Annotated in this window: 17 protein-coding genes; 4 read left to right on the forward strand and 13 right to left on the reverse strand. The window is 72.1% G+C overall.

From position 1 onward, the window contains the following. Nucleotides 1-97: 97 nt before the first annotated feature. The 9 genes from BFF78_RS21580 to BFF78_RS21620 form a co-directional block, all read right to left on the reverse strand. Entirely contained in the window at nucleotides 98-898 is an 801-nt protein-coding gene (locus BFF78_RS21580; protein ID WP_069779894.1) for an HAD family hydrolase, read from the reverse strand. Continuing rightward, nucleotides 895-2,172, reverse strand: a complete 1,278-nt coding sequence (gene serS / locus BFF78_RS21585) for a serine--tRNA ligase (protein WP_069779895.1) — start codon at nucleotides 2,170-2,172, stop codon at nucleotides 895-897. Before serS ends, BFF78_RS21580 begins: the two co-directional genes overlap by 4 nt. A 550-nt stretch (nucleotides 2,173-2,722) precedes the next feature. After that, nucleotides 2,723-3,655 (reverse strand): prephenate dehydratase, encoded by a 933-nt coding sequence (pheA, locus tag BFF78_RS21590; protein ID WP_069779896.1) that lies wholly within the window; start codon nucleotides 3,653-3,655, stop codon nucleotides 2,723-2,725. Nucleotides 3,656-3,784: 129 nt separating this feature from the next. Further along, nucleotides 3,785-5,068, reverse strand: coding sequence for an iron uptake transporter deferrochelatase/peroxidase subunit (gene efeB / locus BFF78_RS21595; protein WP_069779897.1), 1,284 nt, complete (start codon nucleotides 5,066-5,068; stop codon nucleotides 3,785-3,787). A gap of 8 nt (nucleotides 5,069-5,076) precedes the next feature. Further along, nucleotides 5,077-7,026 carry a copper resistance CopC/CopD family protein gene (locus BFF78_RS21600; protein WP_069779898.1) on the reverse strand — a complete coding sequence of 650 codons (1,950 nt, stop codon included), beginning with the start codon at nucleotides 7,024-7,026 and terminating at the stop codon, nucleotides 5,077-5,079. Between the two features lie 13 nt (nucleotides 7,027-7,039). Continuing rightward, nucleotides 7,040-7,510 (reverse strand): copper chaperone PCu(A)C, encoded by a 471-nt coding sequence (locus BFF78_RS21605; RefSeq protein WP_069779899.1) that lies wholly within the window; start codon nucleotides 7,508-7,510, stop codon nucleotides 7,040-7,042. After that, entirely contained in the window at nucleotides 7,507-8,160 is a 654-nt protein-coding gene (locus BFF78_RS21610; RefSeq protein WP_069779900.1) for an SCO family protein, read from the reverse strand. Before BFF78_RS21610 ends, BFF78_RS21605 begins: the two co-directional genes overlap by 4 nt. A 116-nt stretch (nucleotides 8,161-8,276) precedes the next feature. Beyond that, nucleotides 8,277-9,026, reverse strand: a complete 750-nt coding sequence (locus BFF78_RS21615) for a YcnI family copper-binding membrane protein (RefSeq protein WP_069779901.1) — start codon at nucleotides 9,024-9,026, stop codon at nucleotides 8,277-8,279. A gap of 144 nt (nucleotides 9,027-9,170) precedes the next feature. Continuing rightward, nucleotides 9,171-10,025, reverse strand: coding sequence for a hypothetical protein (locus tag BFF78_RS21620; protein WP_069779902.1), 855 nt, complete (start codon nucleotides 10,023-10,025; stop codon nucleotides 9,171-9,173). 453 nt (nucleotides 10,026-10,478) lie between these two features. On the opposite strand from BFF78_RS21620, the gene BFF78_RS21625 reads away from it, so the two are divergent. Further along, nucleotides 10,479-10,922 (forward strand): ATP-binding protein, encoded by a 444-nt coding sequence (locus BFF78_RS21625; RefSeq protein ID WP_069779903.1) that lies wholly within the window; start codon nucleotides 10,479-10,481, stop codon nucleotides 10,920-10,922. Between the two features lie 7 nt (nucleotides 10,923-10,929). Next, nucleotides 10,930-11,493, forward strand: a complete 564-nt coding sequence (locus tag BFF78_RS21630; protein WP_069779904.1) for a GNAT family N-acetyltransferase — start codon at nucleotides 10,930-10,932, stop codon at nucleotides 11,491-11,493. 15 nt (nucleotides 11,494-11,508) lie between these two features. On the opposite strand, the gene pdxR is transcribed toward BFF78_RS21630, so the two are convergent. The 3 genes from pdxR to BFF78_RS21645 all read right to left on the reverse strand — a co-directional run bounded on the left by pdxR (nucleotide 11,509) and on the right by BFF78_RS21645 (nucleotide 16,053). After that, nucleotides 11,509-12,870 (reverse strand): MocR-like pyridoxine biosynthesis transcription factor PdxR, encoded by a 1,362-nt coding sequence (pdxR, locus tag BFF78_RS21635; RefSeq protein ID WP_069779905.1) that lies wholly within the window; start codon nucleotides 12,868-12,870, stop codon nucleotides 11,509-11,511. Nucleotides 12,871-13,016: 146 nt separating this feature from the next. Then, nucleotides 13,017-14,504: an aminopeptidase P family protein gene (locus BFF78_RS21640; RefSeq protein WP_069779906.1), complete on the reverse strand. Its 1,488-nt coding sequence runs from the start codon at nucleotides 14,502-14,504 to the stop codon at nucleotides 13,017-13,019. Between the two features lie 148 nt (nucleotides 14,505-14,652). Beyond that, nucleotides 14,653-16,053, reverse strand: a complete 1,401-nt coding sequence (locus BFF78_RS21645; protein WP_079161418.1) for a PP2C family protein-serine/threonine phosphatase — start codon at nucleotides 16,051-16,053, stop codon at nucleotides 14,653-14,655. A 611-nt stretch (nucleotides 16,054-16,664) separates the two neighbouring features. On the opposite strand from BFF78_RS21645, the gene BFF78_RS21650 reads away from it, so the two are divergent. Both BFF78_RS21650 and BFF78_RS21655 read left to right on the forward strand, forming a co-directional pair. Beyond that, a complete protein-coding gene (locus BFF78_RS21650) occupies nucleotides 16,665-17,330 on the forward strand; it encodes a bifunctional DNA primase/polymerase (protein ID WP_069779908.1) in 666 nt (221 codons plus the stop codon). Nucleotides 17,331-17,637: 307 nt separating this feature from the next. Continuing rightward, a complete protein-coding gene (locus tag BFF78_RS21655) occupies nucleotides 17,638-18,282 on the forward strand; it encodes a hypothetical protein (protein WP_069779909.1) in 645 nt (214 codons plus the stop codon). Between the two features lie 242 nt (nucleotides 18,283-18,524). On the opposite strand, the gene BFF78_RS21660 is transcribed toward BFF78_RS21655, so the two are convergent. Next, the gene (locus tag BFF78_RS21660; protein ID WP_069779910.1) at nucleotides 18,525-19,514 is read right to left on the reverse strand and encodes a DUF5926 family protein; all 990 of its coding nucleotides are present in this window, start codon (nucleotides 19,512-19,514) and stop codon (nucleotides 18,525-18,527) included. Nucleotides 19,515-19,666 lie beyond the last annotated feature (152 nt).

Here is a 19,666-nt window from a genome sequence, read left to right on the forward strand (position 1 = left end):
AGGTGCCTCGCCCGGAGGGGGTACCCCCAGCGCCCACCCGGGCCGCCCCGGCGGCACGGCTGCCCGCAGCTACGAGCGCCCCAAGGGGTGCGGGGAACTACGGCAGCAACCTCTCCAGCACCACCGCGATCCCGTCCTCCTCGTTGGAGGAGGTCACCTCGTCGGCCACCGCGCGGAGCTCCTCATGGGCGTTGGACATGGCCACGCCGTGGGAGGCCCAGGCGAACATCGGGATGTCGTTGGGCATGTCACCGAAGGCGAGGGTGTCCGTGGACTTCAGGCCCAGGCGGCGGGCCGCCAGCGACAGACCCGTCGCCTTGGACAGGCCGAACGGCAACAGCTCCACGATGCCCTCGCCCGCCATGGCCACCGTGACGAAGCCGCCGGCCGCCTGCCGGGCCGCGTCGGCCAGGTCGTCGTCGCTCAGCGTCGGGTGCTGTATGTAGATCTTGTTGAGCGGAGCCGTCCAGAGGTCGGACGCGTCCGTGAAGGGAGTGGCGGGCAGGGCGCCCGTGACCGCGTACCCCGGGCCCACCAGCACCTCGCCGTCGAGACCGTCCCGGCTGGCCGCCAGGTACAGCGGGCCCACCTCGGTCTCGATCTTGGCCAGCGCCACGCCCGCCAGCTGCCGGTCCAGGGTGACCGAGGTCAGCAGGCGGTGCGTCCCGGCGTCGTAGACCTGTGCGCCCTGGCCGCAGACGGCGAGCCCGTCGTACCCGAGGTCGTCCAGGATGTGCCGGGTCCACGGGACCGCGCGGCCGGTGACGACGATATGGGCCGCGCCCGCCGCGGTGGCCGCGGCGAGCGCGTCTCGGGTGCGCTGCGAGACCGACTCGTCGGAGCGCAGGAGCGTGCCGTCGAGGTCGGTGGCGATCAGCCGGTAGGGGAAACCGGTCACTTGGCGGCCGGCTCCAGGACCTCCCGGCCGCCCAGGTACGGGCGCAGCACCTCGGGGACCCGGACGGAGCCGTCGGCCTGCTGGTGGTTCTCCAGGATCGCCACGATCGTGCGCGGTACGGCGCACAGCGTGCCGTTGAGGGTGGCGAGCGGCTTGACCTGCTTGCCGTCGCGGACGCGGATCGACAGGCGGCGGGACTGGAACTCGGTGCAGTCCGAGGTCGAGGTCAGCTCGCGGTACTTGCCCTGGGTCGGGATCCACGCCTCACAGTCGAACTTGCGGGCGGCCGAGGCGCCGAGGTCGGCGGAGGCGACGTCGATGACGCGGAACGGCAGCTCCAGCGAGGTCAGCCACTGCTTCTCCCACTCCAGCAGGCGCTGGTGCTCGGCCTGGGAGTCCTCGGGGGCGACGTAGGAGAACATCTCGACCTTGTCGAACTGGTGCACCCGGAAGATGCCCCGCGTGTCCTTGCCGTGTGAGCCGGCCTCGCGGCGGAAGCAGGGGGAGAAGCCCGCGTAGCGCAGCGGCAGCTTGTCGGCGTCGAGGATCTCGTCCATGTGGTACGCCGCCAGCGGGACCTCGGACGTGCCGACCAGGTACAGGTCGTCCTTGTCCAGGTGATAGACGTCCTGGGCCGCCTGGCCGAGGAAGCCGGTGCCCGCCATGGACTGGGGGCGGACCAGCGCCGGGGTGAGCATGGGGGTGAAGCCCGCGGCCGTGGCCTGGGCCAGCGCCGCGTTCACCAGGGCCAGCTCCAGCAGGGCGCCGACGCCGGTGAGGAAGTAGAAGCGGGAGCCGGAGACCTTGGCGCCGCGCTCGACGTCGATGGCGCCGAGCAGCTGGCCGAGCTCCAGGTGGTCCTTGGGCTCGAAGCCCTCGGCACCGAAGTCACGGATCGTGCCGTGGGTCTCCAGGGTGACGAAGTCCTCCTCGCCGCCGACGGGCACGTCGGGGTGAACGAGGTTGCCGAGCTGGAGCAGCAGCTCCTGGGTCTCGGCGTCGGCCGCGTCGCGCTCGGCGTCGGCGGCCTTGACGTCGGCGGCGAGCTGGCCGGCCCGCTTGAGCAGCTCGGCCTTCTCGTCGCCGGTGGCCTTGGGGATCAGCTTGCCGAGCTGCTTCTGCTCGGCGCGCAGCTCGTCGAAGCGGACGCCGGAGGACCTGCGCCGCTCGTCGGCAGACAGGAGGGAGTCGACGAGCGCGACATCCTCTCCACGGGCGCGCTGGGACGCGCGCACACGGTCGGGGTCCTCACGAAGCAGGCGAAGGTCAATCACGAGGCCAAGGCTACCGGTGCGGGCTTGCCGCTCACGAATCCCTATTCCGGGGAGTTCGGATTCGACGCTGTTCGCCCGCTTACGTTCAGTTATGCGTAAATTGCGAAACGTGTCAGAACGCGTCAAGGGAAAGTGTCTCACTCCCTGGGACGGGGCAGGTCCGGGCGCCGGGTTGACCGGATTTCCTTGTGGAGAACGGGACTTCGCAGCCCCGCTGTCCACAGAAATCCACACCCGCCCAAGAGTTATCCACAGGCTGTGTGGATGGACTGTGGACTTCGGAATTGATCAATCCGGAACTGCCGAGCGGGGTGAAGAATTCCCCGGTCACAGCGCGTCGACACCCACTTTCGGGTGGAAAACGGTCGCCCCGAAAGATGAACCGAAGGAGACGGGTGGACGAAGGGTGGCCCAGGCGCAGGTGGTCCCATCGGTGAACCGAAGAGCGATTTGTCGACCGAGTCCCCTGTGCTTGTCGACTTGTCCCCAGGTCGAGAAGCGCACCTGTGGATAACTTCTGTGGGTAACGATGATATGCAGGTACGACTGGCTAGAACCGGCCGTCCTGGCAGCGCGCCACCCAGTCCGCCGCCGCCATGAACTCCTCGTCCGACGTCCCCGGCAGCGTCGGCCGGACCTCGGCCGACGTGATGTCCGCGCGGGGATAGGAGCCGAGGAAACGCACCTGGAGGCAGATCCGCTTCAGCCCCATCAGCGTCTCCGCCATCCGCCGGTCGGAGATATGGCCCTCGGCGTCGATGCAGAAGCAGTAGTTGCCGATGCCGGCGCCGGTCGGCCGGGACTGCAGCAGCATGAGGTTGATGCCGCGCGAGGCGAACTCGCCGAGCAGGTCGCGCAGCGCACCGGGGTGGTCGTCGCGCTGCCACAGCACCACCGAGGTCTTGTCGGCGCCGGTCGGCGCGGCGGGCCGGGCCGGACGGCCGACCAGCACGAACCGGGTCTGCGCGTTCTCCGCGTCGTGGATCCCGGTCTCCAGGGCCTGAAGGCCGTACCGGGCGGCGGCGAACTCGCCCGCGAAGGCGGCGTCGTAGCGGCCCTCCTGGACCAGGCGGGCGGCGTCCGCGTTGGAGGCGGCCGACTCCCAGTGCGCGTCCGGGAGGTGTTTGCGCAGCCAGTTGCGCACCTGTGGCTGGGCCGCCGGGTGGGCGGAGACCGTCTTGATGTCCGTGAGCTTGGTGCCCGGCCGGACCAGCAGCGCGAAGGTGATCGACAGCAGCACCTCGCGGTAGATCATCAGCGGTTCGCCCGCGACCAGCTCGTCCAGGGTGGTGGTGATGCCGCCCTCGACGGAGTTCTCGATCGGCACGAACGCCGCCTCGGCCTCGCCGGCCCGTACGGCGTCCAGCGCCGACTGCACCGACACATACGGGACGAGCTCCCGGGTGGCCGTTTCCGGGAGCGTGCGCAGGGCGACTTCGGTGAAGGTGCCCTCGGGGCCGAGATACGCATAGCTCGCTGGCATGTCCTCACCCTAATGGCCGCGCGGGGCCATGGAGCAGGCGTCTCACGAACAGCACTCGACCGGGTGGTTTGAACGGGAACATCACGAAAAGCCCGTAACCCCGTCAGGCGCCGGGCCCGGAGCTCCGGGCTACCCCTCCAGCAGACGCTGCCCCACGTACTCGCCCTGTGCCGCCCCGCCCGGCACCGCGAACAGTCCGCTCGCCTCGTGCCGGATGAACTGCGACAGCGCGTCGCCGCGGTCGAGCTTGCGCTGCACCGGTACGAAGCCGCGCAGCGGGTCCGCCTGCCAGCAGACGAAGAGCAGACCGGCGTCGGGCGTGCCGTTGGCGTCGAAGCCGTCGTGATAGGAGAAGGGGCGCCGCAGCATGGCCGCGCCGCCGTTCTTGTCGGGCCGGGTGATCCGGGCGTGCGCGTTGAGCGGGACGACGTACTCGCCCTTGGCGTCGGTCTTCTCCAGGTCCATCGGGGTCGTCTCGTCGCCCCCGGACAGTGGCGCTCCGTTGGACTTGCGGCGCCCGATCACCGCCTCCTGGGCCGTCACCGACAGCTTCTCCCAGTCGTCCAGGAGCATGCGGATGCGGCGTACGACGGCGTAGGAGCCGTTCGCCATCCAGGCGGGCTCGCCCGAGGCCGGCACGAAGATCCGCCGGTCGAAGTCGGAGTCGGCCGGCTTGGGATTGCGGGTGCCGTCCAGTTGGCCCATGAGATTGCGGGCCGTCATGGGGTGTGCGGTGGCTCCCGGGGTGCGGTTGAAGCCGTTCATCTGCCAGCGCAGCCGGGCGGCGCCGCCCGCGTCCTTCTGGATCGCGCGCAGGGCGTGGAAGGCGACCAGGGCGTCGTCCGCGCCGATCTGCACCCACAGGTCGCCGTCGCTGCGCGACTTGTCGAGGTGGTCGGAGGAGAAGTCCGGCAGCGGGTCCAGGGCGCTCGGCCGCTGCTTGTCCAGACCGGTCTTGCCGAAGAAGCCGTACCCGAAGCCGAAGGTGATCGTCAGCGAGGAGGGCCCGGCGTCCCGGGCCACATCGGTGTCGTCGTGCGGCGCGGCCTCGCCCGCCATCAGCCGCTCGGCCGTCGACGACCAGCGGCGCAGCAGGGCCGCCGCCTCCTTGCGGCCCGCGCCCGCCGTCAGATCGAAGGCGACGAGATGGCCGCGTGCCTGGAACCCCTCGGTGATGCCGGGCTGATGTTTCCCGTGAAACATCGCCCTCGTGGAGCCCAGCGAGGTCAGCGGGGTGGCCGGGGCGGGCGCGGCGGCATAGCCCGCGGCACCGCCGGCCGCGCCGAGCACGAGCCCGGTGGCGCCCGCGGTGCCGAGCAACGCGCGCCGGGAGATGCCGGAGCCGGGCGCGGATTCGGGCTCCCCCGGAACCTCGGCGGAGGTACGGGCCTGCGGGATGGACTGGTCGGGCATGGTGTCGTTCAGCCGATCTGCGCGTTCTTGGAGACGGTCACCTGGTCGATGTCGGAGGTCCGCACGGTGACGGCGATCTTCCAGTCGCCGGCCATGGGGATCTGCACTCCGCGCGCCGACCAGTGGCCGGTCGTGATGTGGTCGGGGGTCACGGGAAGCGGGCCGATCTTCTTCGCCTCGAGGGTGAAGGCGACCTTCACCTCGGGAATGTCGAAGGCCCGGCCGTTGGGTCGCTGGACGTACACGTGCATCTCGTTGCCACCCACGCGCGCGGGGTCGAGGGCCACGCTGACGACGCCCTTGCCGTCGGTGCCGCCGGTGTCGAAGGGCATGTCCAGGGTCACCGCGCCGTTCGAGGGCGCCGTGGCCGAGCCGGCGGAGGACGAGGTGGCGGCCCTCGCGTCCAGCTCGGTGCGGCCCGGTTCGGTCTGGGTCAGCCAGGTGGTGACGGCGAGCAGCACGACCGCGACGCCCGCCTCGGCCAGCACCGAGCGGCGCAGCCCGAAGCGGTTCGTGTCACCGTCCCGCAGCCGCTTCTGCCGGGCGGCGTCCATGGCGGCCCGCTGCCGGGCGAGCTGGGCGGTGCGCTCGGCGTCACCGGCGCTGTTGTCCTTGCCGCCGGCCTTCTTGGCCGTACCGGACGCGGCCCGCTTCTGCCCGGCCTTCCCGGCGACGGCCAACGTGACCGCGCTCTCGGCCTCCTCGGCGACGGCGACCGGCTCGGCGCTGTCGCCGAGCCGCCCGGTCCACCGCCGGGACACCGACGCGATACCGACCAGCAGCGCGACCAGCCCGAGCTTGACCAGCAGCAGCTGTCCGTACCGGGTGTCGGTGAACGCCGACCAGGAGCCCAGCTGACGCCAGGACTGGTAGATGCCGGTCGCGACGAGCGCGAGGACGGATCCGAAGGCCACCCGGGAGAAGCGGCGGACCGCGGCGGCCTCCACCGGTGTCTCGGCGGGCGCCCGGTACAGGGCGACCAACAGGGCGGTGAGCCCGCCCAGCCAGGCGGCGACGGCGAGCAGGTGGACGACGTCGACGGGCATGGCGATGCCCGGCTGGAGCCCGACCGAGGCATGCTCGGCCATCGCCCAGCTGCTCGCGAGCCCGGCCGCGACGACCACCCCGCCGATGGCGAGCCCGAAGGTCAGGTCGCGCTTGTCCTGGCCCTCCTCACGCTTGGTATACGCGCCGAAGAGGACGGCGATGAACAGCGCGGCGGCGGCGAGCAGCAGCAGCCGGGAGACCAGGGCCGCGCCGGTCTTGGTCTGCAGCACCTGGCCCAGCAGACCGAGGTCGAAGATGTCGGCGATCTTCCCGGAGCCGGTGTACGAGCCGCGCAGGAGCAGCAGCCACAGGGTCGCCGCGGTGAGTGTGAGCCAGCCGCCGACGACCAGCCGTTGCAGGGCCCGTACGCCCGCGCCGCGCTGCCAGCAGGCGAGCACGAAGGCCGCGCCGCCCGCCAGCACGATGAAGCCGGCGTACGACGCGTACCGCCCGAACGCGTAGAGCCCGCCCACTGCTCCGCCGCCCGCGACCGGCCCGGTGCCGGAGACGACGGTCTGCGAGGGCGCCCCGATGGAGAAGGTGTAGGCGCCGGAGACGGGGTGGCTGTCGGCCGAGACGACCTGGTAGGTGACCGTGTAGGTGCCCTTGCCCAGGCCGCTCCTGAGCCTCACGGCGTAGGTGGTGCCGCTCACGTCGGTGGGCGCGCCCACCTCGACCTTCCTGCCCTTGGGGTCGAGGACCTGCAGCGAGTCGTCGTTCATCGCCACCTTCTCGGAGAAGGTGAGCGACACCTGGGTGGGTGCCTTGTCGACCACCACCCCCTGTGCGGGGTCGCTGCCGGTCAGCGCGGCATGCGCGGAGGCCGGACCGGCGCCCGCGAGCAGCGCGCCGGTGACGGCGAGGAGCAGCAGCACCAGGGTGCGCAGGCGGGGGGTGATGGTCCGCGTCAAGATGGTCCCTCCCTCAGTGTCCGGTCGACGGGTTGTACGTGGCGGACTTCACCGGCATCTCGACGGTGAGCGGCCCGGACCGGGCGAAGGTGAGTTTCAGGGTGACCTTCTGGCCCTGGTCCGGCTTGCGCTTCAGCTTCTCGAACATCAGATGGTTGCCACCGCTTTTGAACACGAGTTGACCGTGCGCCGGTATGGCGAAGGAGGACTTCTCCTGCATGGCGCCGCCCATGGTGCTGTGCATGGTGACCTGGCCGGCGACGTCGCTGGTGACCGAGGTCAGCTCGTCCTGCGCGCCCCCCTTGTTGGTGATCGTCAGGAACCCGGCGGCCATGTCGGCGGAGACCGGCTGGGGCATGTACGGCGCGCTCACGGACAGCTCGGCCTTCGAGGAGCCGGCGTCCGAGCCGGAGCCGCAGCCCGCGAGGGCCAGCGCACCGGCGAGCGCGGCGGCCGTGGTCAGCACGGTGGAGCGGCGCCTCACGGGTTCGCCCCCTTGACGAGCTTGGGCAGGTCCTTGGTGTAGTCGTCGACCGTGGCGTTCTCGCCGTAGAGGACGTAACCGCCGTTCGTCTTCGGGGAGAAGACGATGACCTGGGTGCCGTGGACGGAGACGAGCTTGCCGTTCTTGTCCTTGGCCGTCGGCTCCACGGAGATGCCGACGGAGCGGGCGCCGGCCTGGATGGTGGCGAAGTCCCCGGTCAGGCCGATGAACTGGGGGTCGATGCCCTTGAGCCATGTGCCCAGCCCGGCCGGGGTGTCGCGGCCGGGGTCGGTGGTGACGAACACCACCCGGAGGTCGTTCTGCTCGGCCCTGGGCAGCGCCTTCTTGGCGACGGCGATGTTGCTCATCGTCGTCGGGCAGATGTCGGGGCAGTGGGTGTAGCCGAAGTAGAGGAGGGTCGGATGGCCCTGGGTCTCCTTGCGGAGGTCGTACTTCTTGCCGTGTGTGTCGGTGAGGACGAGGTCCGGCTTCTCGAAGGGCTGGTCGAGGACGGTGGCGGCCTTGCCCGGGTCGGACTCCTCCGAGACCACGGCGACCGGCGACTTGCCGTCGTTCCCGCTGCCGCAGGCGGACAGGGTCAGAGTGGCGGCGGCGAGCAGCGCGGCCGCGGCGAAGGTCTTCTTGCGCATAGAAAAATGTCCCAGATGTGAGTACTCCGGTGCGCACCGGGGTCGTACGACGGCTGACGACAAGCCACGACAGCGTCGCACGCGCCGCACGACCCCGGTGCGCGGTCCGGAACGGCTTAGGCGGTCCGGCGGCGGCCGGCGAGGACGCCGTAGGCGACGCCCGCGATGCCGACGGCTATGCCGATCACGCCGAGCACGCGCGCGGTGGTGTCGGTGTCATGGGAGCCGGAGTCCGTGGCGGCCGCGTTCTCGGTCCTGTCGGAGGCGTCCTTGGCGCCCGCGGTGCCGTGGTGGTCGTCGGTGGCGGCGGACAGCTGGAGCACCGGCGCCGGGTTCTCCGGCTCGGCCTGGCCGGCCTGCGGCACCTCGATCCAGCGCACGACCTCCTTGTCGGAGTACGTCTGGAGCGCCTTGAACACCAGCTGGTCGGTGTTCTCGGGGAGGGCGCCGAGGGAGAGCGGGAACTTCTGGAAGTAGCCGGGCTGGATGCCCTTGCCGTCGGCGGCGGTCCAGGTGACCTTGGTGACGGCCTCGTCGATCTTCTCGCCGTGCATGGTCAGCGGCTTGTCCAGCTTGGACTTGGTGACCTGCACGTTCCAGCCGGGGACGGACTGGGGCATGACCGAGGCGAGCGGGTGGTCGGCCGGGAAGCCGACCTCCACCTTGGTGGTCGAGGCGGTGTCGCGCTCGTTGGGGACCTTGAAGTCGACGACGGCGAAGCCGCCCTTGGCCGCGGTGCCCTCCGGCTGCACGCCGACGTGCGCGAAGGCGGGGACGGACAGGGCCAGTACGGCCGTGCCCGCGACGGCGCCGGCGGCGGCGAGGCGGGTGACGGCGCGACGAGAGGCGATACGGGAAGCCTGCATGGCAGGGAGCACTCCACTCTGAGAGTTCCGGTGGCGAAGAGAGGTACGCGTGCGCGTGAAGGCACCACTCGGCGGGTGTGCGCACGCGCGCGTGCCACGCGACGGCGGCCTCTCCGTGAACCGTGGAGTGGTGCGCGCGTCGCGTCAGGCGGCGAGGAGGTAGCCGGCTGCGGGCGGGCCGCGCCGGATCACCGTGTGCTGGAGTGCGGTGGTGTGCGGGGCGGGTGCCTCGTCCCCGGCCGTACGAGGGCCGCGCGGGCCGGGCTCGGCGGCGGGCAGCAGCCCGGCGCACAGGGCGTGCGCCAGCGCGAGCGCCGCACGCAGGGACCGTACGAGTGCCCCTTCCGCGACGCCGTGCGCCGACAGCTCGATCAGCCGCAGCAGCGCGAGGTCGCCGCGGCGCAGCAGCCAGCCGGCGGCGACGGCCGCGAGGACGTGGCCGAGCAGCATCGGCAGTGAGGGCAGCAGCGCGGCCGAGGAGCCGGTGGCGCCGTAGGTGTGCCGCATGCCGCCCATGACGGCCGAGGTCCGGCCCGAGCGGTCGATGAGGTGGGCGGCGAGCAGGAGGTGGAAGGCGTGCCCCGGGGTGAGGGCCGTCGGGCTCGCCCCGCACAGGAGCCGCGCGGCCTGCTCGACCAGCGCGGCGTCGCCGACCGAGGAGCCCCGCGCCCCCGGCGCCGCCGTCATGCCGGAGACCATGCCGCCGGACGTCATGGCGGCCCCGTGCTGGCCGAGCCCGAACAGTGTGTGCAGGGCGGTCTGGCCGAGCGCGAGGAGCGCGGCGATGCCCGGCAGCGAGCGGGCCCGCCCGGCGAGCGGCACCACGAGCAGCAGACAGCCGAGGAAACCCGCGCCCAGCGTCCACAGCGGCACGCCCGCACAGGAGGCGAGGGCATGCCCGCACGCGGCCAGCGCGACGCAGACCGCGGCGAACACCGCGGCCCGCAGAATCCGGAGCCCGGCTCCGGGACACGCCGTGCGCGGGTGGGGGGCAGTCATGGCGGCCACATCATCCCATTGCGCTTATCGGGGGCATACGGCAGGGGGCGCGGGGGCGCACTCCGGCGGGGCTGTGGCGGCGGGCTTCGGACGGGCCGGCGGTCGTCCTGTGGCAGGGGGCGCGGGGCGCGTCGTACGGCAGGGCTATGGGGATGTGACAGGCGGGGCGGTAGGGGGCGGTGGGCGGCAGGGGCACGCGGGTGTCGTACGACAGGGACATCGGGGTCTTATCCAGCGGAAAGCGTGGGAATGTCCTGCGGCGAAGTCCGTGGGGGCGTCCTACGGCAGGAGTGCGGTGTGTTCTACGGCCGGGGCGAGGGATCGTCCCTCATACACCGATTCCTCCCTGGGCGCATCGGCCGTATGGGCGGTGTCACGTCAACGGAGTGCTTACGGCTACCTACGGGCGGCAATACGTAACGGTATGTCGAGCCGCGGCCAGGAGGCTGGAGCATGAGCATCTGGTGGTCACTCCATCTGCGCCGCGAGGCCGCGAGCGTGCCGCTCGCCCGGCGGCTGCTGATCGGCACCATGGAGACGGCGGGCGTCGACCCCGAGATCTCCTACGACCTGTCCGTCGCCCTCACCGAGGCCTGCGCGAACGCCGTCGAGCACGGCGGGCGCACCCACGGCGGTTCCTCGGAGGCGTACCGGGTGACCGCGTACCTCGACGGCGAGAAGTGCCGTATCGAAGTGGCCGATTCCGGACCAGGTCTCCTGCGCGCACAGGAGACCAGACCCGCCCGCGCGGACGCCGAGCACGGCCGCGGGCTCTGTCTCATCCAGGAGCTCGCCGATCACGTCCACATCGGTGCCAAGCCCGGCCGGGCCGGCACGGTGGTCAGTTTCGACAAGATCCTCAAATGGAAGAAGGAACCGTCACTGCTGACGGCATAGTGACGGCATGCGGATCGAGAGCGGAGACATAGGGGCCGGGGTGACACTTCGGCTGCTGGAGCGGGACGACGCCGGCGCGCTGTGCGCGGCGTACACGGACAACCGCGAGCACCTGCGGCCCTGGGAGCCGCGCCGGCCGGAGTCCTTCTTCACCGAGGCGGGGCAGCGCGAGCGGATCGACGGGCTGCTGCGGCTGTTCTCCGAGGGCGGTGCCGTGCCCTTCGTGTTCCAGGCGGCGGACGGGCGGATCATCGGGAACATCACCCTGACCGGGATCACCCGAGGGCCCTTCTGCAGTTCCTCCCTCGGCTACTGGGTGGCCGAGGGACAGCAGCAGCGCGGCCTGGCCACCGCCGCCGTACGACGGGTCTGCCGGATCGCGCGGGACACGGTAGGGCTGCACCGGATCGAGGCCTCCACCCTGCTCGCGAACACCGGCTCCCAGCGAGTGCTGGCGAAATGCGGCTTCGAACCGATCGGCATGGCCCCGAAGTACCTGCACATCGACGGGGAGTGGCGGGACTGCCGGCTCTTCCAGCGGATCCTGCACGACGACGATCCGGCCTTGTGAGAGCGAGGTCCCAGGTCACCCCAGGACCTTCGCCAGCACCTCCAGCGCCTGTGGATACCCCCGCTCGCGGGGCGTGCCGTAGCCGACGACCAGCCCCTGGGGACGGCCGGGGCCGGGCGTGTGCCAGTGGGTGCCGAGGGCACCGACGGCGAGGCCCTCCGCCTGGGCACGGGCCAGCACCTCCGCCTCGTCGGGCACGTCGACCAGCGCGTGCAGCCCCGCGGCGATGCCGTGCACGCTCCGGCCCGCCCCCAGCCGCTCCAGCAGCAGGTCCCGGCGGCGCCGGTAACGCAGCCGGCACGCGCGTACGTGCCGGTCGTAGGCGTGGCTGTCGATCAGCTCCGCCAGCGCCAGCTGGCCGATGGTCTCGGTGTGGTGGTCGCTGTGCAGCTTGGCGTCGGCGACCGGGTCGACCAGGTGCGCAGGCAGGACCATCCAGCCGAGGCGGAGTGCGGGGCCGAGGGTCTTCGACGCGGTCCCGAGGTAGACCACCTGGCCCGGTGCCATGCCCTGCAACGCGCCGACCGGCTGGCGGTCGTAGCGGAACTCCCCGTCGTAGTCGTCCTCGACGATCAGCCCGCCACGCGCGCGTGCCCAGTCGCCGAGCGCCCGCCGCCGCTCCGGGTGCAGGGTCACACCGGTCGGGTACTGGTGGGCCGGGGTGACCACCACGGCGGCGGCCTCGCCCAGGTGCTCCACGCGCAGACCGCGCGCGTCGACCGGCACCGGCAGGACCGTTCCGCCATTGCGCCGCACCACGTCCCGGTGGAACGGCAGCCCGGGATCCTCCATGGCGACGGTGGCGCCGTCCAGCACGCGCGTGAGGAGCGCGAGCCCCTGGACGTACCCGGACGTGATGACGATCCGCTCCGGCGGCGCGAGCACCCCGCGCGCCCGGCCCAGATAACCGGACAGCGCCGTACGCAGCTCGATCCGGCCGCGCGGGTCGCCGTAGTCGTACGCCAGCGAGGGTGCCGTCACTATGGCCCGGCGCAGCGCGCGCAGCCAGGCCGCCGCCGGGAACGCACCGACGTCCGGGCTGCCGGGCCGCAGATCGAAACGCGGGGCACACGCGCGTGTCGCCGTGCCGGGTTCCGCCCACTCCACGCTCGGCAGCTCGGCGACCCGGGTGCCCGAGCCCTGGCGCGCGGTCAGATACCCCTCGGCGACGAGCTGGTCGTAGGCGGCCTTGGCGGTGCCGCGCGAGATGCCGAGCTCGGCGGCGAGGCGCCGGGTGGCCGGCAGCCGGGTCCCGGGTGCCAGCCGCCCGTCCCGCACGGCGTCCCGCAGGGCCCGCTCCAGCCCGATACGGCGCCCGTCCGCCGAGTCCGGCTCCAGATGCAGGTCCACACCGACCCCGGACCAGAAGTCGTCCACGTTTCCACCCCCGTGAGTGCAGCGCCCCGTAGGGAGCGCGGGGCTGTGCCGATGTGCGGCTCCGCCGCGTGGGCGCGATCAGCCGCGAACCACCCGCAGACGAAACGGCCGGGCACCTCCCCGGTACCCGGCCATTGAACTAGAGGTCAGCCCTTCAGCGAACCCATCCACGCCTCGACCTCGTCCGACCGCCGAGGCAGCGCGGCGCTCAGGTTTCGGTTGCCGTCCTGCGTCACCAGGATGTCGTCCTCGATCCGGACCCCGATCCCCCGGTACTCCTGCGGCACCGTGAGGTCGTCGGCCTGGAAGTACAGCCCCGGCTCGACGGTGAGCACCATCCCCGGCTCCAGGACACCCTCCACGTACGTCTCGGTCCGCGCGGCGGCGCAGTCGTGGACGTCCATGCCGAGCATGTGGCCCGTGCCGTGCAGGGTCCAGCGGCGCTGCAGGCCCAGCTCCAGGACGCGCTCGACCGGGCCCTCGACCAGGCCCCACTCGACGAGCTTCTCGGCGAGCACCCGCTGGGCGGCGTCGTGGAAGTCGCGGTACTTGGCGCCCGGCTTCACGGCCGCGATGCCGGCCTCCTGGGCCTCGTACACCGCGTCGTAGATCTTCTTCTGGATCTCGGTGTACGTGCCGTTGACCGGCAGCGTGCGCGTGACGTCGGCGGTGTAGAGGGTGTGGGTCTCCACGCCGGCGTCGAGCAGCAGCAGGTCGCCCGAGCGGACCGGGCCGTCGTTGCGGACCCAGTGCAGGGTGCAGGCGTGCGGGCCGGCGGCGCAGATGGAGCCGTAGCCGACGTCGTTGCCCTCCACCCGCGCGCGGAGGAAGAACGTGCCCTCGATGTAGCGCTCGGACGTCGCCTCGGCCTTGTCGAGGACCTTCACCACGTCCTCGAAACCGCGCACCGTGGAGTCGACGGCCTTCTGCAGCTCACCGATCTCGAAGTCGTCCTTGATCAGCCGGGCCTCGGAGAGGAAGACGCGCAGCTCCTCGTCGCGCTCGGCGGTGACCTTGTCGGTCAGGGCCGACTCGATGCCGGCGTCGTGGCCGCGCACCACGCGCACCGGGCCGGTGGCCTCGCGCAGCTTGCCGGCGAGCTCGCGGACGTCGGCGGCCGGGATGCCGTACAGCGCCTCGGACTCGGCGAGGGAGTGGCGGCGGCCGACCCACAGCTCGCCCTGGCCGGAGAGCCAGAACTCGCCGTTCTCGCGATTCGAGCGGGGCAGGAGGTAGATCGTTTCCTCATGGCCGCCGTCCTTGGGCTCCAGGACCAGGACGCCGTCCTCCGTCTGGTTGCCGGTGAGGTACGCGTACTCGACGGAGGAGCGGAAGGGGTACTCGGTGTCGTTCGAGCGGGTCTTCAGGTTGCCCGCCGGGATCACCAGGCGCTCGCCCGGGAAGCGGGCGGAGAGCGCGGCGCGGCGGCGCGCGGTCTCGGCGGCCTGCGGGACCGGCTGCAGGTCGTGCAGCTCGGTGTCGGCCCAGCCGGACTGCATGTTCTCGGCCAGCTCGTCGGACACGCCCGGGTACAGGCCGTTCTTCCGCTGCTTGATGGGCTCCTCGGACTCAGTCTCCGGGCCCGCTGCGGTAGCAGCTTCATCGGGCACAGCCGGGTTGAGTTCGTCGGCCACGTGATCCTCCTCGGTACGGCGTGTGATCTCCCCCGGTGGCCCGGCGCTCGCGGCTGTGACCGCGCGGGGGCCTCCATCATCGTACGGTCGTACCGTGTGCGGGCCCGGGCCGGATGACCTGTTATGCCCGGTCATGCAGTCCGGACGCTCAGTCGAAGCGGGCCGCCAGCAGCACCACGTCCTCCTCGCTGTCGGCCGCGTCCAGGCCGTTCGGCAGTACCGTGCGCAGGACGTGGTCCGCGATGGCTCCGGGGTCGCGGCGCAACGCGCGCGGGACGCTCGCGGCGGCCGCGTGCAGGCGGGCGAAGGCGCGGTCCATGGGCTCGCCGGTACGGTGCAGCAGCCCGTCGGTGTAGAGCAGGACCGTCTCCCCGGCCTGGGCCTCGATCTCCACGCTGGGCGCCTCCCAGCAGGCGAGCATGCCGAGCGGCGCGGAGACGGAGGTCTCGGCGAACTCGGTGCGCCGCTCGCCGATCAGCAGCGGCGGGCTGTGTCCGGCACCGGCCAGGGTGACCTTGCGCAGGGCGGGCTCACAGTACGCGAACAGGGCGGTGGCCGAGCGGGCGGGTTCGGTCAGCCGCAGCAGCAGCTCCAGATCGGACAGGACGGCGACCGGGTCCTCGCCCTCCATCACGGCGTAGGCCCTGAGGGAGGCGCGCAGGCGGCCCATCGCGGCCACGACGCTCGGGCCCGAACCGGTGACCGAGCCGACGCAGAGGCCGAGCGCGGCGTCCGGCAGCGGCAGCGCGTCGTACCAGTCGCCGCCGCCGCGCGGGCCGGTGCGGTGTCGGGCGGCGAGCTGGACGCCGGGCACGCGGGGCAGCCGGGTGGGCAGCAGTTCCTCGGTGATGGTCGCCACGCACGCGCGCGTGCGCTCCACTTCCACCAGCCGGGCGAGGTGCTCGGTGGCGTGCCGGACGTACAGACCGGCGAGGTGGCGTCGGCGCTCGTCGGGTTCGGCCGGTTCGTCGTAGAGCCAGACGGCGGCGCCGAGCCGGCCGGCGGACTCGGAGGCGAGGGGCAGGGCGTAGCTGGCGGCGTAGCCGAGGCGGGCGGCCACCTCGCGGTGCCGGGGGTCCAGGCCGTCCTCGGCGAGCAGATCGGGGTGGACGATCTCGGCGGCCGTACCGGTGTCGTACGGCAGCGCGCCGGGCGGGACCGTCTCGATGTGGCCGAGGTCGGCGCGGCCGAGGCCCAGGCCGAGGGTGGTGCGGGGGCCGAGTCCGTCGCCGGGCTCCAGGGCGACCAGGCCGCGGCGGGCGCCGACGAGGGCGGCTCCGGCGCGCAGCAGCTCCTGCAGGGCGCATTCGAGCGCGTTCGTACGGGACAGGCGCTCGGTGAGTTCGTGGAGGGTCGTGAGGTCCGAGACCCAGCCGGCCAGCCGGTCCTGGAGGAGGGCGCCGGGCGCGGGGCTGTTCGGGGCGGGGACGGGATGGCTGCCCGGGGAGGGACCGGCGCCGGCGGCGGGGGGAGTGGGCGCGACAGTGTGTGCGGGCGTCGGAACCGTGGGATCGATTCCGGCCACTTTCGGAGGGTGGGGGGCGTTCATGGCGTCCGGCCTTCAGACCGGTGCGTATTGCTGAAAAGCATCGCAAACCCCCATGTCATTCTGCGCCGCTGCAGTGTCTCCACATGTACACGCACTCGTGAGGGGATGTCCAGCATTGTCCTGCGGGGATTCCTGGTGTCCATGGGTCTGACGAGGTTTTTCCCTAACCCCTTGCCATACTGCCAAGTTGGCTGAAAACTGCACCAGGTATCGGTCCATTGCGGTCGACTGGCCTTGCTCCACGGAGCGTCACAGCGGTCGTGATGGGTACGTACTCGGAGAAGGCCAGGGGTGGTTGGGGGCCACCCGGAACCTGGCGACGGACCCGGGCGTCATAGCCACCGACGGCCGAGCCCCATCCTCCCTGGCGGAGGCGGAGAGAAACACGCGCGACGGCAAAAACGCCATACTTCGCCACCCCCGCGCCGCAGCCGTGCTTATGCCAGACGCACTATGGACGCGGACGCGACCCATGCTCGACCCCTTGGGGTTTCCCCCTGTCACGCGCAGGGGTGTGATGCGCCAACAGGTACGCACAGTGAAGTGATCGACACATGATGTGATGTGGACCACGGTGTTGCCAGCGGTGCAACGGAAAGGAACGAGCGCTCATGCGCGAGATCCTCGGAAGGCGACGCAGGCTCCTGTCCAGGCGGAACGACGGGAGGCCTGAGCTGATCGGCGCGGCCCTGACATTCGCGACCGAGTGGCAGTGGCCCGTACTCCCGGGCGTGGCCCCGGACCCGCAGGGCCGGGCCCGCTGCGGCTGCCCCGACCCCGAGTGCACGGTGCCCGGTGCGCACCCCTTCGACCCCGGCCTGCTCGCGGCCACGACCGACGCGCGCATGGTGCGCTGGTGGTGGACCAACCGGCCGAGCGCGCCGATCATCCTGGCCACCGGGGGCAGGGCGCCCTGCGCGGTCAGCCTGCCGGCGCTCGCCGCCTCCCGCGCCCTCGCCCTGCTCGACCGGCGGGGCATGCGCCTCGGTCCGGTGATCGCCGCCCCGACCCGCTGGGCGCTGCTCGTCAAGCCGTACTCCATGGAGCAGTTGGGCGAACTGCTCTACGCCAAGGACTTCGTCCCCGGCTCCCTGCGCTTCCACGGCGAGGGCGGCTATCTCGCCCTGCCCCCCTCCGAGACCGGCCGGGGCGAGGTCCGCTGGGAGCGCGCCCCGCTGCCGGGCTCGGCCGCGCCCTGGGCGCCCGATGTGGAGGCGGTCGTGGACGCCGTGGTCGACGCCCTCACTCGTACGGGTGTGAGCGCACCCGAGTTGTAGGGGGTATCGGCGCGGGCGGAGCAGGTCGGCGCCGCTAGCTCGTTATCTTCCGCACATGCTGCGAAAATCTGGGGGACACGGCCGTCTTTTCGGTCCGGGGGGACCTGGTCGTCGGTCCGCCGGCAGGCCTTTGGGGGAACACGCTCGCCGATCACCACGGCACGCGGCGCGACCGGCGGCGGATCAGCCGGCTCCGGTGCCGCGGACGGATGCGCGGTCGGCGGGTGAGCGGTCCACGGATGCGCGGTCGGCGGGTGTGTGGTCGGCAGATGAGCGGTCGGAGGATGCGCGCCGGCCGGGTTCCCGCATGCTGTGGCTGCTCGCGCTCGTCGGCGTGGTGACGGCCGCGGTCGCACTCCCGCTGGCCGTGGCGTCCGCGGGGCAGGTGGACAAGGCGGCCCGGCGCGCGATGGCCGAAATGCCGGGGGACGCCGTACGGCCCTCGGGGCGCGCCTCGGGAAGCGACGGGCACACCGGGAACAAGGGCGCCGCCGGCTCTCGCCGGGGTGCCGCCGGTTCCGGTTCCGGGGACTCCAAGGTGGTCTCGTCCGGCCAGTCGTCCGGGCTGCTCGGGCTCGGGCTGGCCACCGCCGCGCGATGCGGCCCGAAGCTCACCTCACCGGGTGGCATCGAGGCACAGACCTGTGTGCTGACCCAGGGCGCGGAAACCTGGGCCCGCACCTACTACCGCAACGCCACCGGCGATTCGCTGGACTCCGTGCTGAGCCTGATGGGGCCGGGCGGACGCAGCGTGCAGATGCGCTGTGCCACCAGCACCGACGACGAGCCCGCCACCTGCGAGACACCTCGTGAGCCCAGCAAGGGCGGCATGGACGCCTACACGGCCGTCACGGAGTTCGCCTCGCGGGGGACCGACGGCGCGCTGCTGCTGCGCTCGGGCAGCGACTCGGCGGGCGCCGACGGCAACTCCAAGGCCGTCAAGGGGAGTTGATGATCCGCGGCGTGCTGTACGCCGTACGTGGACATGGGAAGACCCGGTTGCTGGCGACGGGGGATGCACCAGCAACCGGGCTATTGGAACGGTAACAAGAGATCGGCGGTTCGCAAATTCCGTCCGGGTCATTCGGCCACCGATTTCCCTGTCCGCGGGGGGAGTTGTGACAGGAGTCACCTGTTTCGGGGGCCGTGGTCCCGCCTTACCGACCGTTCAGTTGTCTCCCACGCTCGGACGCGTCAGCTGAGCGTGACCTGCCGGTTGGTCAGTCCCCCGCGCGCCCGGCGCTCCTCCGGCGTCAGCGGCTCGGTGACGGCGAGGGCGGTGGCGAGGCGCTCGGCGAACTCGGTGGCCGGCTTCTCCACGTCCTCCGCCGTGACCCCGCTCGGCAGGTCCCAGACCGGCACGGTGAGGCCGTGAGCTCGGAAGGAGCCCACGAGCCGGGTGCCCTCGCCCAGGTTGGAACGGCCCGCCGCGTGCAGCCGAGCGAGAGCGTCCAGAAGCCGCTCCTCCGGATGCGGCATCACCCAGCGCAGGTGGTTCTTCTCCGGGGTCTCGCACCAGTACGCCGCGTCCACGCCGGTCAGTCTCGCCGTCGGGATGGCTGCGGCGTTGGCCCGCTCCAGGGAGGCGGTCACCTCCGGGGTGGCGTTCTCCGCGTCCGGCACCCAGAACTCGAAGCCGCTCTGCACCACCGGCTCGAACGGCGCCTGGAGGTCGAGCACGTCCTGCAGCCGAGGACCACCGGCCGGGGCGCGGCGGCCCTGCACGGGGGTGCCGGGCTCGGCCGTCAGGGCGCGCTGGAGGGTGTCGGCGAGATCGCGGCTGAGGTCACCGGACGCCGTGTCGTTCTGCAGGCCGAGCAGGACCGAGCCGTCGTCTCGGCGCAGCGCGGGCCAGGCCATCGGCAGCACCGTGGCGAGCGTGACCGACGGGACGCCCTCGGGCAGGCCGTCCTTGAGGGTCAGCTCGACCGTCGCGGCCGGCACCAGCTCGCGCAGCGCCACCCAGTCGCACTCGCCGGGCAGCCCCTCGAACGGGCGGTGCACCAGCTCGGTCACCGCGTGTGCCGCGGCCCGGCCGTGGCATGCCTTGTAGCGCCGGCCGCTGCCGCAGGGGCAGGGCTCGCGGGCGCCGACCACCGGAACGTTTCCATCAGCGTCTGCGACGCGGGCGCCGTCGCTCGGCTGCGGCCGCCCGGCCTTCGTCTGGGGTCGCTTCTTGGCCATCTGGGTGTCTCCCGGTTACGGCTCTTCTCGTACGGGCGCGAGCCTAGCCGTTCGGGCCGTGACCGGCGGGAACCTGTGGACAACGCACGCCCGCTCGACGCCGACCGTGTGAACCTGTGGACAACTCCGGTGCGCTGTACGGCTGTGATGGG

The sequence above is a fragment of the Streptomyces fodineus genome (assembly GCF_001735805.1).
In the GTDB taxonomy this organism is placed as follows: Bacteria; Actinomycetota; Actinomycetes; order Streptomycetales; family Streptomycetaceae; genus Streptomyces; species Streptomyces fodineus.

Coding starts and splice junctions, on each gene's coding strand:
- pheA (WP_069779896.1), bottom strand. CDS start 3,655: ATGCCAGCGAGCTATGCGTATCTCGGCCCCGAGGGCACCTTCACCGAA.
- efeB (WP_069779897.1), bottom strand. CDS start 5,068: ATGCCCGACCAGTCCATCCCGCAGGCCCGTACCTCCGCCGAGGTTCCG.
- BFF78_RS21610 (WP_069779900.1), bottom strand. CDS start 8,160: ATGCGCAAGAAGACCTTCGCCGCGGCCGCGCTGCTCGCCGCCGCCACT.
- BFF78_RS21615 (WP_069779901.1), bottom strand. CDS start 9,026: ATGCAGGCTTCCCGTATCGCCTCTCGTCGCGCCGTCACCCGCCTCGCC.
- BFF78_RS21620 (WP_069779902.1), bottom strand. CDS start 10,025: ATGACTGCCCCCCACCCGCGCACGGCGTGTCCCGGAGCCGGGCTCCGG.
- BFF78_RS21625 (WP_069779903.1), top strand. CDS start 10,479: ATGAGCATCTGGTGGTCACTCCATCTGCGCCGCGAGGCCGCGAGCGTG.
- BFF78_RS21630 (WP_069779904.1), top strand. CDS start 10,930: ATGCGGATCGAGAGCGGAGACATAGGGGCCGGGGTGACACTTCGGCTG.
- BFF78_RS21645 (WP_079161418.1), bottom strand. CDS start 16,053: ATGAACGCCCCCCACCCTCCGAAAGTGGCCGGAATCGATCCCACGGTT.
- BFF78_RS21650 (WP_069779908.1), top strand. CDS start 16,665: ATGCGCGAGATCCTCGGAAGGCGACGCAGGCTCCTGTCCAGGCGGAAC.
- BFF78_RS21655 (WP_069779909.1), top strand. CDS start 17,638: ATGCTGTGGCTGCTCGCGCTCGTCGGCGTGGTGACGGCCGCGGTCGCA.
- BFF78_RS21660 (WP_069779910.1), bottom strand. CDS start 19,514: ATGGCCAAGAAGCGACCCCAGACGAAGGCCGGGCGGCCGCAGCCGAGC.